12 protein-coding genes and 1 tRNA gene are annotated in these 14,578 nt (G+C 71.7%); 5 read left to right on the plus strand and 8 right to left on the minus strand.

The genetic code is table 11. From position 1 onward, the window contains the following. Positions 1 to 77: 77 nt before the first annotated feature. A complete protein-coding gene (locus B086_RS0109980; RefSeq protein ID WP_018566275.1) occupies positions 78 to 1,841 on the minus strand; it encodes an SDR family oxidoreductase in 1,764 nt (587 codons plus the stop codon). A gap of 275 nt (positions 1,842 to 2,116) precedes the next feature. On the opposite strand from B086_RS0109980, the gene B086_RS0109985 reads away from it, so the two are divergent. The 5 genes from B086_RS0109985 (at position 2,117) to B086_RS0110005 (ending at position 6,134) form a co-directional block, all read left to right on the plus strand. Further along, on the plus strand, positions 2,117 to 3,088 hold the full coding sequence (locus tag B086_RS0109985) for an ABC transporter ATP-binding protein (protein ID WP_026252275.1): 972 nt from the start codon (positions 2,117 to 2,119) through the stop codon (positions 3,086 to 3,088). Further along, positions 3,078 to 3,995 carry an ABC transporter permease subunit gene (locus B086_RS0109990; RefSeq protein WP_026252276.1) on the plus strand — a complete coding sequence of 306 codons (918 nt, stop codon included), beginning with the start codon at positions 3,078 to 3,080 and terminating at the stop codon, positions 3,993 to 3,995. Before B086_RS0109985 ends, B086_RS0109990 begins: the two co-directional genes overlap by 11 nt. Then, positions 3,992 to 4,903, plus strand: a complete 912-nt coding sequence (locus B086_RS0109995) for an ABC transporter ATP-binding protein (protein WP_018566278.1) — start codon at positions 3,992 to 3,994, stop codon at positions 4,901 to 4,903. Before B086_RS0109990 ends, B086_RS0109995 begins: the two co-directional genes overlap by 4 nt. Before the next feature lie 11 nt (positions 4,904 to 4,914). Continuing rightward, positions 4,915 to 5,634: an ABC transporter permease gene (locus B086_RS0110000; protein ID WP_018566279.1), complete on the plus strand. Its 720-nt coding sequence runs from the start codon at positions 4,915 to 4,917 to the stop codon at positions 5,632 to 5,634. A gap of 415 nt (positions 5,635 to 6,049) precedes the next feature. Next, positions 6,050 to 6,134, plus strand: a tRNA-Ser gene (locus tag B086_RS0110005). A 115-nt stretch (positions 6,135 to 6,249) separates the two neighbouring features. On the opposite strand, the gene B086_RS0110010 is transcribed toward B086_RS0110005, so the two are convergent. From B086_RS0110010 to B086_RS0110040, 7 genes are all read right to left on the minus strand, one after another. Beyond that, positions 6,250 to 7,086, minus strand: a complete 837-nt coding sequence (locus B086_RS0110010; protein ID WP_018566280.1) for an HAD family hydrolase — start codon at positions 7,084 to 7,086, stop codon at positions 6,250 to 6,252. Further along, positions 7,083 to 8,360, minus strand: coding sequence for a serine--tRNA ligase (serS, locus tag B086_RS0110015; RefSeq protein WP_018566281.1), 1,278 nt, complete (start codon positions 8,358 to 8,360; stop codon positions 7,083 to 7,085). Before serS ends, B086_RS0110010 begins: the two co-directional genes overlap by 4 nt. Before the next feature lie 572 nt (positions 8,361 to 8,932). Further along, entirely contained in the window at positions 8,933 to 9,865 is a 933-nt protein-coding gene (gene pheA / locus B086_RS0110020) for a prephenate dehydratase (protein ID WP_018566282.1), read from the minus strand. Between the two features lie 80 nt (positions 9,866 to 9,945). Next, the gene (gene efeB, locus B086_RS0110025; protein WP_018566283.1) at positions 9,946 to 11,319 is read right to left on the minus strand and encodes an iron uptake transporter deferrochelatase/peroxidase subunit; all 1,374 of its coding nucleotides are present in this window, start codon (positions 11,317 to 11,319) and stop codon (positions 9,946 to 9,948) included. Between the two features lie 6 nt (positions 11,320 to 11,325). Next, positions 11,326 to 13,380 carry a copper resistance protein CopC gene (locus B086_RS0110030; RefSeq protein ID WP_018566284.1) on the minus strand — a complete coding sequence of 685 codons (2,055 nt, stop codon included), beginning with the start codon at positions 13,378 to 13,380 and terminating at the stop codon, positions 11,326 to 11,328. Positions 13,381 to 13,393: 13 nt separating this feature from the next. Continuing rightward, positions 13,394 to 13,870, minus strand: a complete 477-nt coding sequence (locus tag B086_RS0110035; protein WP_018566285.1) for a copper chaperone PCu(A)C — start codon at positions 13,868 to 13,870, stop codon at positions 13,394 to 13,396. Further along, the gene (locus tag B086_RS0110040) at positions 13,867 to 14,517 is read right to left on the minus strand and encodes an SCO family protein (protein WP_018566286.1); all 651 of its coding nucleotides are present in this window, start codon (positions 14,515 to 14,517) and stop codon (positions 13,867 to 13,869) included. The genes B086_RS0110035 and B086_RS0110040 overlap by 4 nt, the downstream gene beginning before the upstream one ends. Between the last annotated feature and the right edge of the window lie 61 nt (positions 14,518 to 14,578).

Below are 14,578 nucleotides of genomic sequence, written 5' to 3' on the forward strand. Positions count from 1 at the left end.
GATTCTGTGGACAACTGGCGTCCGGGGCAGGCGATTTCACCCGCCCCGGGCCTGCCCGGCAGCGCGTCGGGCAGAACTCACAGACGTGGCCGCACCCGTGCGAGCCTGCGCAGCGTGCGCGGACTGAAGCGGGACAGGGCGTGGAAGAGGCGCGCCTCCGGGGTCACGGGCACCACCGCCGCGTCCCGGACGACCGCGCGCAGGATCGCGTCGGCGACCTTCTCCGGCGGGTAGTTCCGCAGTCCGTACAGCCGGGACGTGCGCTTCTGGCGGCGCTTCTCCTCCTCCGCGTCGACGCCCGCGAAGCGCGTCGTGGAGGTGATGCTGGTGTTGACGAAGCCGGGGCAGATCGCCGTGACCCCGATCCCCTGCCCGGCCAGCTCCGCGCGCAGGCACTCACTGAGCATCAGCACCGCGGCCTTGGACGTGCTGTAGGCGGGCAGCACCTGCGACGGCTGGTAGCCGGCCGCCGACGCGATGTTGACGATGTGGCCGCCCTGGCCGCGCTCGGCCATCTGCTTCCCGAAGAGCCGGCAGCCGTGGATCACACCCCACAGATTGACGTCGAGGACGCTTCTCCAGTCCGCCGCGGTGTGGTCGAAGAACGAGCCGGACAGGCCGATGCCCGCGTTGTTCACCAGGACGTCCACCACGCCGTACTCGGCGGCGACCTTCTCGGCGAGCTTCTCCATGGCGCTCTCGTCGGAGACGTCCGCCGTCTCCGCCCAGGCGGCCCGCGCGCCCAGCGGCAGGGCCAGCCCGGCGGTGCGGGCCGCGGCCTCGCCGTCCCGGTCCACGGCCACGATCCGCGCCCCGGCGGCGGCGAAGGCGAGCGCCGTGGCCCGTCCGATGCCGCTGCCCGCGCCCGTGATCAATACGAGCTGCCCGGCGAAGCGGTCGGCGTGGCGGCCGGTGGCCGCGGGAGCGGGCCGGCCGTCCTCGACGGTGTCCACGAACTCCGTGATCCAGTCGGCCAGCCGGTCGGGCCGGGTGCGCGGGACCCAGTGCCGGGCGGGAAGGGTGCGGCGCACCAGGTGCGGGGCCCACTGCTCCAGGCCGTCGTACAGCCGTTCCGACAGGAACACGTCGCCCGCCGGGACGATGAGCTGCACCGGCGCGTGGGCGCGCGCGTCGGGCCGCGGCCGGCGCAGCCGTGTCCGGACGTTGTCCCGGTACAGCCAGGCGCCGTGCGCCGCGTCCTGGGGCAGTGACGCGGTCGGATAGTCGCCCGCGGGCATCTGTTCGAGGCGCTGGAGCAGCTTCGGCCACCTCTTGCCGAGCGGGCCGCGCCAGGCCAGTTCGGGCAGTACGGGGGTGTGCAGCACGCCGACGTACCAGGACTTGGCGCCCTGGCCGAGGAGCTGGCCGACCCGGCGCGGGGTGGGGCGGGTGAGACGCGAGTTGATCCAGTGGCCGAAGTGGTCGAGCGACGGTCCGGACATGGAGGTGAAGGACGCGATGCGGCCCTCGGTGCGCGCGACGGTGACGAACTCCCAGGACTGGACCGAGCCCCAGTCGTGGCCGACCAGGTGCACCGGCTCGTCCGGGCTGACGGCGTCCGCGACCGCCAGGAAGTCGTCGGTGAGCTTCTCCAGGGTGAACCCGCCGCGCAGCGGCCGCGGGGCGGTGGAGCGGCCGTGGCCCCGGACGTCGTACAGCACGACGTGGAAGCGGTCGCGCAGCCGTCCGGCCACCTCGGACCAGACCTCCTTGCTGTCCGGGTAGCCGTGCACCAGGACGACCGTCGGCCGCCCGGGATCCCCGAGTTCGGCCACGCACAGCTCGACCTCGCCGGACCGTACCCGGCGTTCCCGCGCGCCCTCCAGCGGCGACACGCGCATCACCTCTCCTCCGCCCGGCGGCACGCTCCCCCGCTCGCCTCGGCCGGGGACGCGCGCCTGTCATGCGACGTGGGCGACTGTGGCAGTTGTTAGACTGAACGTCAATAGGGTGCCCCGCGGGGCTCGTCCCTGTCGCACAAAGCCGGGTTGTCCGGAACCTGTAGGACTTCGGAGCGGCACCCCCTAGGGCCCCGTAATACTCCAGAGGGACGCGAAGACGGCTCTGGGGTCTGACGACTCGCGTGGCGGGCGTCACTATCGTCGACGACGTGACTGTGATCGCGACCGAAAGCCTGAGCAAGCGGTTCCCCCGGGTGACCGCTCTTGACCGGCTCTCCGTGGACGTCGGACCCGGTGTGACCGGACTCGTCGGCGCCAACGGGGCCGGCAAGTCCACACTGATCAAGATCCTGCTGGGTCTGTCCCCCGCCACGGAGGGCCGCGCCGAGGTGCTCGGCCTCGACGTCGCCACCAAGGGCGCCGAGATCCGCGAGCGGGTCGGGTACATGCCCGAGCACGACTGTCTGCCGCCGGACGTCTCGGCCACCGAGTTCGTCGTCCACATGGCGCGCATGTCCGGCCTGCCGCCCACCGCCGCGCGCGAGCGCACCGCGGACACCCTGCGCCACGTCGGGCTCTACGAGGAGCGCTACCGGCCCATCGGCGGCTACTCCACCGGCATGAAGCAGCGCGTCAAGCTCGCCCAGGCCCTGGTGCACGACCCGCAGCTGGTCTTCCTCGACGAGCCGACCAACGGCCTCGACCCGGTCGGCCGCGACGACATGCTCGGCCTCATCCGCCGCATCCACACCGACTTCGGCATCTCGGTCCTGGTCACCTCGCACCTCCTGGGCGAACTGGAGCGCACCTGCGACCACGTCGTCGTGGTCGACGGCGGCAAGCTCCTGCGCTCCAGCTCCACCACCGACTTCACCCAGACCACGACCACCCTCGCCGTCGAGGTCACCGACAGCGACGAACACCCGGACGGCACCCGCGCGGTGCGCGAGGCCCTGACCGCCCGCGGTGTGCAGACCGAGGACGGCACCGGACTGCCCGGCGCGGGCCATGTGCTGCTCCTCACCGCCCAGAGCGAGGAGACGTACGACCTGGTCCGGGACGTGATCGCGGACCTCGGACTCGGCCTGGTGCGCATGGAGCAGCGCCGGCACCACATCTCGGAGGTCTTCCGGGACGACGAACAGCGCGACGGACAGCGGAAGGAGGCGGTCGGCCATGGCAATTGAGCAGCCCCTGCGCAATCCGGTGCCGCCCTCGGGCGACCAGACCCGGATCCACAACATCGGCTACCGCAACTACGACGGTCCGCGCCTGGGCCGCGCCTACGCCCGCCGCTCGCTGTACTCGCAGTCCCTGCGCGGCGCCTACGGCCTCGGCCGCTCGGTGAAGTCCAAGGTGCTGCCGATGCTGCTGTTCGTGGTGATGTGCGTGCCCGCGGCCATCATGGTCGCCGTCGCGGTCGCCACCAAGGCCAAGGATCTGCCCGTCGACTACACGCGCTACGCCATCATCATGCAGGGCGTCATCAGCCTGTACGTCGCCTCGCAGGCACCCCAGTCCGTCTCGCGCGACCTGCGCTTCAAGACCGTGCCGCTGTACTTCTCGCGGCCCATCGAGACCGCCGACTACGTCCGCGCCAAGTACGCGGCGCTGGCCTCGGCGCTGTTCATCCTGACCGCCGCCCCCCTGCTGGTCCTCTACGTGGGTGCCCTGCTGGCCAAGCTCGACTTCGCCGACCAGACCAAGGGATTCGCCGAAGGACTCGTCTCCGTGGCCCTGCTCTCCCTGCTCTTCGCCGGCATCGGCCTGGTGATCGCGGCGATCACCCCGCGCCGCGGCTTCGGCATCGCCGCGGTGATCGCCGTGCTCGTCATCTCCTACGGCGCGGTCTCCACGCTCGAAGCCATCGCCGACGCCCAGAACAGCACCTCCGCCATCCCGTGGATCGGCCTGTTCTCACCGGTCACCCTCATCGACGGCGTGCAGACCGCCTTCCTGGGCGCGACCTCCTCGGCGCCCGGAGCCGCGGGCCCCGGCAGCGGACAGGGCGTCGTCTACGTCCTGGTCGTCCTCGGCCTCATCGCCGCCGCCTACGGGCTCCTGCTGCGCCGCTACAAGAAGGTGGGACTGTGACCACGCTGAGCATCGACCACGTCTCCCGCTGGTTCGGCAACGTGGTCGCCGTCAACGACATCACCATGAACGTCGGCCCCGGCGTCACCGGCCTGCTCGGCCCGAACGGCGCCGGGAAGTCCACACTGATCAACATGATGGGCGGCTTCCTCGCCCCCTCCACCGGCACCGTCACCCTCGACGGCCAGCCGGTCTGGCGCAACGAGCAGATCTACCGGCACATCGGCGTGGTCCCCGAGCGGGAGGCGATGTACGACTTCCTCACCGGCCGCGAATTCGTCGTCGCCAACGCGGAACTGCACGGCCTGGGCGCCAAGGCCGCGCAGAAGGCACTGGCCACGGTCGAGATGGAGTACGCGCAGGACCGGAAGATCTCCACCTACTCCAAGGGCATGCGCCAGCGCGTGAAGATGGCCAGCGCCCTCGTCCACGACCCCTCGCTGCTCCTGCTGGACGAGCCGTTCAACGGCATGGACCCGCGCCAGCGCATGCAGCTGATGGATCTGCTGCGGCGCATGGGCGACGAGGGCCGCACGGTGCTCTTCTCCTCCCACATCCTGGAGGAGGTCGAGCAGCTCGCCTGGCACATCGAGGTCATCGTCGCCGGCCGGCACGCTGCCAGTGGTGACTTCCGCAAGATCCGCCGCCTGATGACCGACCGTCCGCACCGCTACCTGGTGCGCTCCAGTGACGACCGGGCCCTCGCGGCGGCGCTGATCGCCGACCCGTCGACCTCCGGCATCGAGGTGGACCTCGCCGAGGGCGCGCTGCGCGTCCAGGCCGTCGACTTCGGCCGGTTCACCGCGCTGCTGCCGAAGGTGGCCCGCGACCACGGCATCCGGCTGCACACGGTCTCGCCGTCCGACGAGTCCCTCGAGTCCGTCTTCTCGTATCTGGTCGCGGCGTAGGAGGCCCCACGATGTACGACCCCACAGTCGCCCGGCTCACCTATCGGGCTCTGCTCGGCCGCCGCCGGGCCCTCATCCTCGGCGCGCTGCCCCTGCTGCTGATCGTCATCGCCGTTGCCGTCCGCGCCCTCACCGGCGCCGACGACCAGACCGCGGTGAACGTCCTCGGCGGTTTCGCCCTCGCCACGATGGTGCCGATCATCGGCGTCATCGCCGGCACCGGCGCCATCGGACCGGAGATCGACGACGGCTCGGTGGTGTACCTGCTGTCCAAGCCGCTGAAGCGGCCGGTCATCATCTTCACCAAGCTGATCGTGGCCATCGCCGTGACGATGGTGTTCTCCGCGGTGCCGACGCTGATCGCCGGACTGATCCTCAACGGCAACGGCCAGCAGGTCGCGGTGGCCTACACGGTGGCGGCGCTGGTCGCCTCCATCGCCTACGCCGCCCTCTTCCTCCTGCTGGGCACGGTCTCCCGGCACGCGGTGGTCCTCGGACTGGTCTACGCGCTGGTCTGGGAGGCGCTGTTCGGCTCCCTGGTGCCCGGGGCGCGCACCCTGAGCGTCCAGCAGTGGGCCCTGGCCGTGGCGCACAAGGTCGCAGGCGGGGACCTGGTGACCTCCGAGGTCGGGCTGACGACGGCGACGGTCCTGCTGGTGCTGGTGACCGTGCTGGCCACCTGGTACGCGGGGCAGAAGCTGCGGGCCCTGACCCTCGCCGGCGAGGAGTGAGAGCCGGACATGTCCGGGGGTGGGCGAGCGGGCGCGGCCCCTCGCTCACCCGGCCGACGGTTCACCCGGCCGACGGTTCACCCGGCCGACGGCTCGCCCGGCAGGGCCGCTGCCGACGAGGCCGCTGCCGACAAGGGCGGCGCCGAACGGCCGGGCGTCCGGGGCAAATTCAGTGGCGCCGCGGTTGCCCGGTGGGCACAGTGGTGATGTCCGCAGCGCCGGATCGGACCGGCGCCCATGCACCGGGAGAGGAGCGAGGCGATGCCCATGCACGGCAGTACGCCCGGCTCCCGACAGGGCAGCCCGCGGCGGAGTCCGGAGCGCTGACCCGCTCCGTGGAACCCGCCCCGCACGGGGCACTGCCCGGGGCGGCTGCTTCGAGCACGCGACCCGGTGTCGCGTGAGCCGCCCACCCGGAGGGTTGGCCGAGCGGTAAGGCACCGGCTTGCTGAGCCGTGGTCGGGGTCACCCCCGCGCACGTTCGATCCGTGCATCCTCCGCAGAGACCAGAAAATCAGCGACCAGCGGACCAGCGGACCAGCGACCGGAGAACACACCGGGCGCAGGTCACAGGCCACAGAGCTTGGTCGGGCTGGGCGGCGTGATGGTCCGGGCTCAGCCCAGCCACCGTTCCAGCACCACCGCGATGCCGTCCTCCTCGTGGGAGGCCGTCACCTCGTCCGCGACCGCCTTCAGCTCCTCGTGGGCGTTGGCCATGGCCACCCCGTGGGCGGCCCAGGCGAACATGGGGATGTCGTTGGGCATGTCGCCGAAGGCGATCGTGTCGGCCGGCTTCAGGCCCATCCGCCGGGCGGCCAGTGACAGCCCCGTCGCCTTCGACAGGCCGAGCGGAAGAAGCTCCACTATGCCCTCGCCGGCCATGGTGACCGAGACGAAGCCGCCCGCCGCCCGGTGGGCGGCTTCGGCGAGCGCGTCGTCGGAGAGCGTCGGGTGCTGGATGTAGATCTTGTTGAGCGGAGCGCTCCACAGCTCGGAGGCGTCCGTCAGCGGGGTGGCGGGCAGGGTGCCGGTCACGGCGTACCCGGGGCCGACCAGCACCTCGCCGTCCAGCCCGTCCCGGCTTGCCGCCAGGTACAGCGGGCCGACCTCGGCCTCGATCTTGGCCAGCGCCACCCCGGCCAGCTGCCGGTCCAGGGTCACCGAGGTCAGCAGCCGGTGCTCGCCGGCGTGGTACACCTGGGCGCCCTGGCCGCAGACCGCGAGGCCGCGGTAGCCGAGGTCGTCCAGGACGTGCCGGGTCCAGGGGGCGGCGCGGCCGGTGACGACGATGTGCGCGGCACCCGCCGCGGTCACCGCGGCGAGCGCCTCACGCGTGCGGGGCGAGACCGACTCGTCGGACCGCAGCAGGGTGCCGTCCAGGTCGGTCGCGATCAGCCGGTAGGGGAGGCCGCCGGAGTTCTCGCCGACGGCCGTGGTGGCGGTGGCGGTCACTTGGCCAGCGGCTCCAGGACCTCCCGGCCGCCGAGGTAGGGACGCAGCACCTCGGGCACGCGCACGGAGCCGTCGGCCTGCTGGTGGTTCTCCAGCAGGGCGACGATGGTGCGCGGGACGGCACACAGCGTGCCGTTCAGCGTGGCCAGCGGCTTGACCTGCTTGCCGTCGCGGACGCGGATGGACAGCCGCCGCGACTGGAACTCGGTGCAGTCCGAGGTCGAGGTCAGCTCGCGGTACTTGCCCTGGGTCGGGATCCACGCCTCGCAGTCGAACTTGCGCGCGGCCGACGAACCGAGGTCGCCCGAGGCGACGTCGATCACGCGGAACGGCAGCTCCAGCGAGGTCAGCCACTGCTTCTCCCACTCCAGCAGCCGCTGGTGCTCCGCCCGCGAGTCCTCGGGGGCGACGTAGGAGAACATCTCGACCTTGTCGAACTGGTGCACACGGAAGATGCCCCGGGTGTCCTTGCCGTGCGAGCCGGCCTCGCGGCGGAAGCAGGGCGAGAAGCCCGCGTAGCGCAGCGGCAGCCGGTCCGCGTCGATGATCTCGTCCATGTGGTACGCCGCCAGCGGCACCTCGGACGTGCCGACCAGGTACAGGTCGTCCTTGTCGAGGTGGTAGACGTCCTGGGCGGCCTGGCCGAGGAAGCCGGTGCCGGCCATGGACTGCGGGCGCACCAGCGCCGGGGTGAGCATGGGCGTGAAGCCGGCGGCGGTGGCCTGGGCGATCGCCGCGTTCACCAGGGCCAGCTCCAGCAGGGCGCCGACACCGGTGAGGAAGTAGAAGCGGGAGCCGGAGACCTTCGCGCCGCGCTCCACGTCGATCGCGCCGAGGAGCTGGCCCAGCTCCAGGTGGTCACGGGGCTCGAAGCCCTCGGCGGCGAAGTCGCGGTGGGTGCCGTGCGTCTCCAGGGTGACGAAGTCCTCCTCGCCGCCGACCGGGACCTCGGGGTGGACGAGGTTGCCGAGCCGGAGCAGCAGCTCCTGGGTCTCGGCGTCGGCCGCGTCGCGCTCGGCGTCGGCCGTCTTGACGTCGGCGGCGAGCTGGCTCGCCTTCTTCAGCAGCTCGGCCTTCTCGTCACCGGCGGCCTTGGGGATGAGCTTGCCCAGCGCCTTCTGCTCGGCGCGCAGCTCGTCGAAGCGGACGCCGGACGACCTGCGCCGCTCGTCGGCAGACAGGAGGGAGTCGACGAGCGCGACGTCCTCTCCACGGGCACGCTGCGAGGCGCGCGCACGGTCAGGGTCCTCACGGAGCAGACGAAGGTCAATCACGTGCTCAAGGCTACCGGTGCGGCGTTCCGGCTCACGACCCAGTATTCGGGTCCGCTCCCCTGCGATTCGGGCCCGCCGCTCCGCGGGGCCGTACGCACGGTCAGGGCAGAATTGCGCACCGTGTCAATTGAGCCCCCGGCGGCCCCCTGGAAGAGGACGTCCGACCGCCGTCCTGTTGACTGGATTCCCTTGTGGGCAACCGGACTTGGCGGGTCGGTTGTCCACAGGAATCCAGGACTGCGGAAAAGTTATCCACAGGCTGTGCGAAAGATCTGTGGACTTCGGAATTGATCACTCCGGAAGTACGGGGCACCGCAAGAATTCCCGGTCCAAACGGGTTCGACACCCACTTTCGGGTGGAAAAGGGTCGCCCCAAAAGATGAACCATGGGAAACGAGTGGACGAAGGGTGACCTGCCACTGGATGACCCGCCCTGGGGTCCGAAGGGCGATTTGTCGACCGACTCGGCTGCTGGTGTCGACTTGTCCCCAGGTCGAGAAGCGGACCTGTGGATAACTTCTGTGGATAACGAAGATCTGCAGGTAGGACTGGTCGTACCCGATCGGAAGTGACTAGAAACGGCCGTCCTGGCAGCGTGCCACCCACTCGGCCGCGGCCATGAACTCCTCGTCCGACGTTCCGGCGAACGGGGGCCGCACGTCCGCGGCGCCGATGTCCGCGCGCGGATACGAGCCGAGGAAGCGCACCTCCGGGCAGACCCGCTTCAGGCCCGTCAGGGCCTCGGCCATCCGGCGGTCGGCGATATGCCCCTCGGCGTCGATGCAGAAGCAGTAGTTGCCGATGCCCGCGCCGGTGGGACGGGACTGGAGCAGCATCAGGTTGATCCCCCGGCCGGAGAACTCGCCCAGCAGGTCGCGCAGGCCGCCGGGATGGTCGGCCCGCTGCCACAGGACCACGGACGTCTTGTCCGCACCGCTCGGCGCGGCCGGCCGTGCGGGACGGCCGACGAGAACGAACCGGGTCTGCGCGTTCTCCGCGTCATGGATGCCCGTCTCCAGCGCTTCGAGCCCGTACCGGGCCGCGGCGAACTCACCGGCGAAGGCGGCGTCGTAACGGCCCTCCTGGACCAGCCGGGCGCCGTCGGCGTTCGAGGCGGCCGACTCCCAGCGGGCGTCGGGCAGCCGCGCCTTCAGCCAGTTGCGCACCTGCGGCTGGGCGGCCGGATGGGCGGTGACCGTCCGGATGGCGTCGAGCCCGGTACCGGGCCTGACCAGCAGCGCGAAGGTGATCGAGAGCAGCACCTCGCGGTAGATCATCAGCGGCCGGCCCGCGACCAGTTCGTCGAGCGTCGTGGTGATGCCGCCCTCGACGGAGTTCTCGATGGGCACGAACGCGGCCTCGGCCGCCCCGTCGCGGACCGCGTCCAGCGCCGACTGCACGGACACCTGAGGGACCAGCTCCCGGGTGGCCGCCTCCGGGAGTCTGCGGAGCGCCACCTCGGTGAAGGTGCCTTCCGGACCGAGATAGGTGTAGCTCGCTGACATGCCCTCACCCTAAGGTCCGCCCCGGCTCCCCTCACCCTTCCGAACGGGGTGTGCCCTCCGGGGCTGTGCCTTCCGAGGCGTCATCCCTCCAGGAGCCGCTGCCCGACGTACTCGCCCTGCGCGGCCCCGCCCGGCACGGCGAACAGTCCGCTCGCCTCGTGCCGGATGAACGGTGACAGCGCGTCGCCGCGGTCCAGCTTGCGCTGCACCGGTACGAAGCCCCGCAGCGGATCGGCCTGCCAGCAGATGAACAGCAGCCCCGCGTCCGGTGTGCCGTCCGGGCCGATGCCGTCGTGGTACGAGAACGGGCGCCGCAGCATGGCCGCGCCGCCGTTCTGGTCGGGGCGGGTGATGCGGGCGTGCGCGTTGACCGGGACGACGTAGGTGCCGTCCTGGCCGGGCTTCTCCAGGTCCATGGCGGTCGTCTCGGTGCCCCCGCTGAGCGGTGCGCCGTCGGCCTTGCGGCGCCCGATGACGTTCTCCTGCTCGGGGAGGGACAGCTTCTCCCAGTCATCCAGGAGCATGCGGATCCGGCGTACGACGGCGTACGAGCCGTTCGCCATCCAGGCTGGGCGGCCCCCGCCGGGCACGAAGATGCGCTGGTCGAAGTCAGAATCCTTGGGCTTCGGGTTGTTGGTGCCGTCGACCTGGCCCATCAGGTTGCGGGCCGTCATGGGGCGCGCGGTGGCGCCCGGGGACCGGTTGAAGCCGTTCATCTGCCAGCGCACCCGGGCGGCGCTGCCCGCGTCCTTCTGGAGGGCCCGCAGAGCGTGGAAGGCGACCAGGGCATCGTTGGCGCCGATCTGCACCCAGAGATCGCCGTCGCTGCGGGCCTTGTCGAGCCGGTCGGAGGAGAAGGCGGGCAGCGGCTCCAGGGCGGCGGGCCGCTGCTGTGCCAGACCGGTCCGGTCGAAGAACGACCGGCCGAAGCCGAAGGTGATCGTCAGGGACGAGGGACCCGCGTCCCGTGCGACGCCGGTGTCACCGTGCGCGGCGGGCTCGCCCGCCATCAGCCGTTCGGCGGTCCCCGACCACCGGCGCAGCAGGGCAGCCGCCTCCTTGCGGCCCGACCCGGCCGTCAGGTCGAAGGCGACGAGATGGCCGCTGGACTGGAGCCCCTCTGTGATCCCGGGCTGGTGTTTCACGTGAAACACAGCCCGATCGGAGCCGAGCGCGGTCAGCGGGGTGGCACCGGCGGGCGCGGTGGTGTAACCGATGGCCGCGCCCGCCGCACCCAGAACCAGCCCACTGGCACCGGCCGTGCCGAGCAGCCGCCGCCGCGAGATGCCCGCCCCGGTGGCGGCGTCGGCCGCCCTGGGCTCGGGCACGGCCGAAGCGGAGCCGGAGCCGGAGCCAGCGGCGGGGACGGAAGCCCCGGAGGACCGGGAACCCCCGGAGGACCGGGAAGCCCGGGTGCTCCGGGAGGTGTTCTTCGGGGCGGACTGGTCGGTCATGGTGGTTCAGCCGATCTTGACGTTCTTGGTGACGGTCACCTGGTCGATGTCGGAGGTCCGCACGGTCACGGCGACCTCCCAGTCGCCCGCCATGGGGATCTGCACCCCGTCCGCCGCCCAGTGTCCGATGGTGATGTGGTCGGGAGCTACGGGGAGCGGCCCGATCTTCTGGGCGGGGAGGGTGAAGGCGATCTTCAGCTCGGCGACGTCGAACGGCTTGCCGTCCGGCCGCTGAGCGTAGACGTGCAGCTCGTTGGCGCCCACGCGTGCGGGGTCGAGGTCGATCCGGACGACGCCCCGGCCGTTCTGGCCACCGGTGTCGAACGGCAGGTCGAGGGCGGCCGCACCGGTCGAGGACGAGGCGGCGGAGGACGACGAGGACGCGGTGGCCGCCTTGGCCTCCTCCTCGGTGCGGCCCGGTTCGGTCTGGGTCAGCACGGTGGTGACGGCGAGCAGGACGACGGCGACACCGGCCTCCATCAGTACCGAGCGGCGCAGCCCGAACCGGTTCGGGTCGCCGTCCCGGAGCCGCTTCTGCCGCGCCGCGTCCACGGCGGCCCGCTGCCGGGCGAGCTGGGCGGCCCGGCGGGAGTCGCCCGCCTTCGCACCCGCCTCACCGGCAGCACCTGCCTTACCGGCTGCCCCGCTGTCCGTCTCTCCCGCAGTGTCCTCGTCGGCGCCGTCTCCCCCCGTCTCCCCGTCCGCCGCACCCGTCCGCGCGCCGACCGGCTTCTTCGCGCCGACCGGCGCCTTACGCGGACCCGTGACAGAGCCGCGCCCGGAGCCGGTGGCGGAACCGGTGGCCGTCCGGGCGGCGGCACCGCCGGTCACCGCGTCCGCCAGCCGTCCCGTCCAGCGCCGGGAGAACCAGGCGACCGCGACCATCAGCAGCACCAGACCGGCCTTGATCAGGAGCAGCTGCCCGTAGCGGGTGCCGGTCAGCGCCGACCAGGAGCCGACCTGACGCCAGGACTGGTAGATGCCGGTGGCGACCAGGGCCACCACGGAGCCGAAGGCGAGACGGGAGAAGCGGCGTACGGCCGCGGCCTCGACCGGGGTGTCGGCGGGCGCCCGGTAGAGCGCGACCAGCAGCGCGACGAGTCCGCCCAGCCAGGCGGCGACGGCCAGCAGATGGACGACGTCGACCGGCATCGCGATGCCCGGCTGGAGGCCGACCGAGGCGTGCTCGGCCAGGGCCCAGCTCGCCGCCAGCCCGGCGGCCACCACAACGCCCCCGATCGCCAGCCCGAACGTCAGATCCCGCTTCTCCTCGGCCTCCCGCTTCTCGTACGCCCCGAAGAGCACCGCGACGAAGAGCGCCGCGGCGGCGAGCAGCAGCAGCCGGGAGACGAGGGCGGCGCCCGTCTTGGTCTGGAGCACCTCGCCGAGCAGGTTCAGGTCGAAGATGTCCCCGGCCTTCCCGGAGGTGGTGTAGGAGCCGCGCAGGAGCAGCAGCGCCAGGGTGGCCGCGGTGAGCGCGACCCAGCCGGAGACGACGAGCCGCTGCACGGCCCGCACCCCGGCGCCGCGCTGCCAGCAGGCCAGGACGAAGGCGGCACCGCCGGTCAGGACGATGAAACCGGCGTACGACACATAACGCCCGATGCCGTACAGCCAGCCGACGAACCCGCCGCCCACGTCCTGGCCGCCGGCCACGACCGCGGTCTTGGAGGGCGCCCCGATGGAGAAGGTGTAGGCGCCGCCCACGGGGTGGCTGTCCGCGGAGACCACCTGGTAGGTGACGGTGTACGTGCCCTTGGCCAGGCCGCCGCGCAGCCGCACGCTGTACGTGGTGCCGCTGACGTGGGCCGGTTTCCCGGTGTCGACGCGGGCCCCCTTGGGGTCGAGCACCCGCAGCGAGTCGCCGTTCATCGCGACCTCTTCGGAGAAGGTCAGCGCGACCTGGGCGGGTGCCTGGGCGACCACCGCCCCCTGCCGGGGGTCGCTGCCGGTCAGCGCGGCGTGCGCGGAGGCCGGTGCGGCACCGGCCAGGAGCGCGCAGGCGACGGCCAGGAACAGCAGCACCAGGTTCCGTACGCGGGGGGTGATGGTCGGCGTCAAGGTGGTCCCTCCCTCAGTGTCCGGTCTCGGGGACGTACGTGGCGGGCTTCACCGGCATCTCGACCCGCAGCTCGCCGGACTTGGCGAAGTGCAGCTGGACGGAGACCGTCTGGCCCTGCTCGGGTCTGCGCTTGAGCATGTCGAACATCAGGTGGTTCGCACCGCTCTTGAACACCAGTCGGCCGTGGGCGGGCACGGTGAGCCGGTCCGCCTCCTGCATCGTCTGGCCGACCGTGCGGTGCGCGGTCACGGAACCCGCGGCGTCACTGGTCACCGAGGTCAGCTCGTCGTCGGCGCCGCCCTTGTTGACTATCGTCAGGAAACCGGCCGCCATCGAGTCGGACACCGGCTGGGGCATGTAGGCGCCGCTGACGGACAGTTCGGCCTTCCCGGCGGACTCGGCGCCGGAGGCCGAGCCGCCGCAGCCGCTCAGCAGGGCCGTGCCGGCCAGGGCCACCGCCGTCAGTCCGGCCGCCGCCCGGCGCCTCACGGGTTCTGTCCCTTGATCAGCTTGGGCAGGCCCTTGGTGTAGTCGCCGACGGTGGCGTCCTCGTCGTAGACCACGTAACCCGTGTCGTTCTTCGGGGAGAACGCGACGACCTGGGCGCCGTGCACCGACACGAGCTTGCCGTTCTTGTCCTTCTTGGTCGGCTCGACGGTGATGCCGATGCTGCGCGCACCGGCCTCGATGGTGGCGTAGTCGCCGGTCAGCCCGACGAACTGTGGGTCGATGCCGTTGAGCCACTTGCCGAGTTCGGCGGGTGTGTCACGGCCCGGGTCGGTGGTGACGAACACCACGCGCAGCTTGTCCTGGTCCGCCTTGGGCAGGGCCTTCTTGGCGACCGCCAGGTTGTTCATCGTCAGCGGGCAGACGTCGGGGCAGTGGGTGTAGCCGAAGTAGATCAGGGTGGGCCGGCCCGCGGTCTCCTTGCGGAGGTCGTACTTCTTGCCGTGGACGTCGGTCAGCACCAGGTCGGGCTTCTCGAAGGGCTGGTCGAGCACGGTCGCGGGCTGCTGCGAGGGCTGCTCGGCGACGACGGTGGCGGCCTTCTCGTCGCCGTCGCCGCTGCCGCAGGCGGACAGGGTCATCGTCGCGGCGGCGAGCAGTGCGGCCGCGGCGAACGTCTTCTTGCGCATAGAAAAATGTCCCAGATGTGAGAACTCCGGCGCGCACCGGGCCCGTACGCCCCACAGCGGG

Source organism: Streptomyces sp. PsTaAH-124 (assembly GCF_000373685.1).
In the GTDB taxonomy this organism is placed as follows: Bacteria; Actinomycetota; Actinomycetes; order Streptomycetales; family Streptomycetaceae; genus Streptomyces; species Streptomyces andamanensis.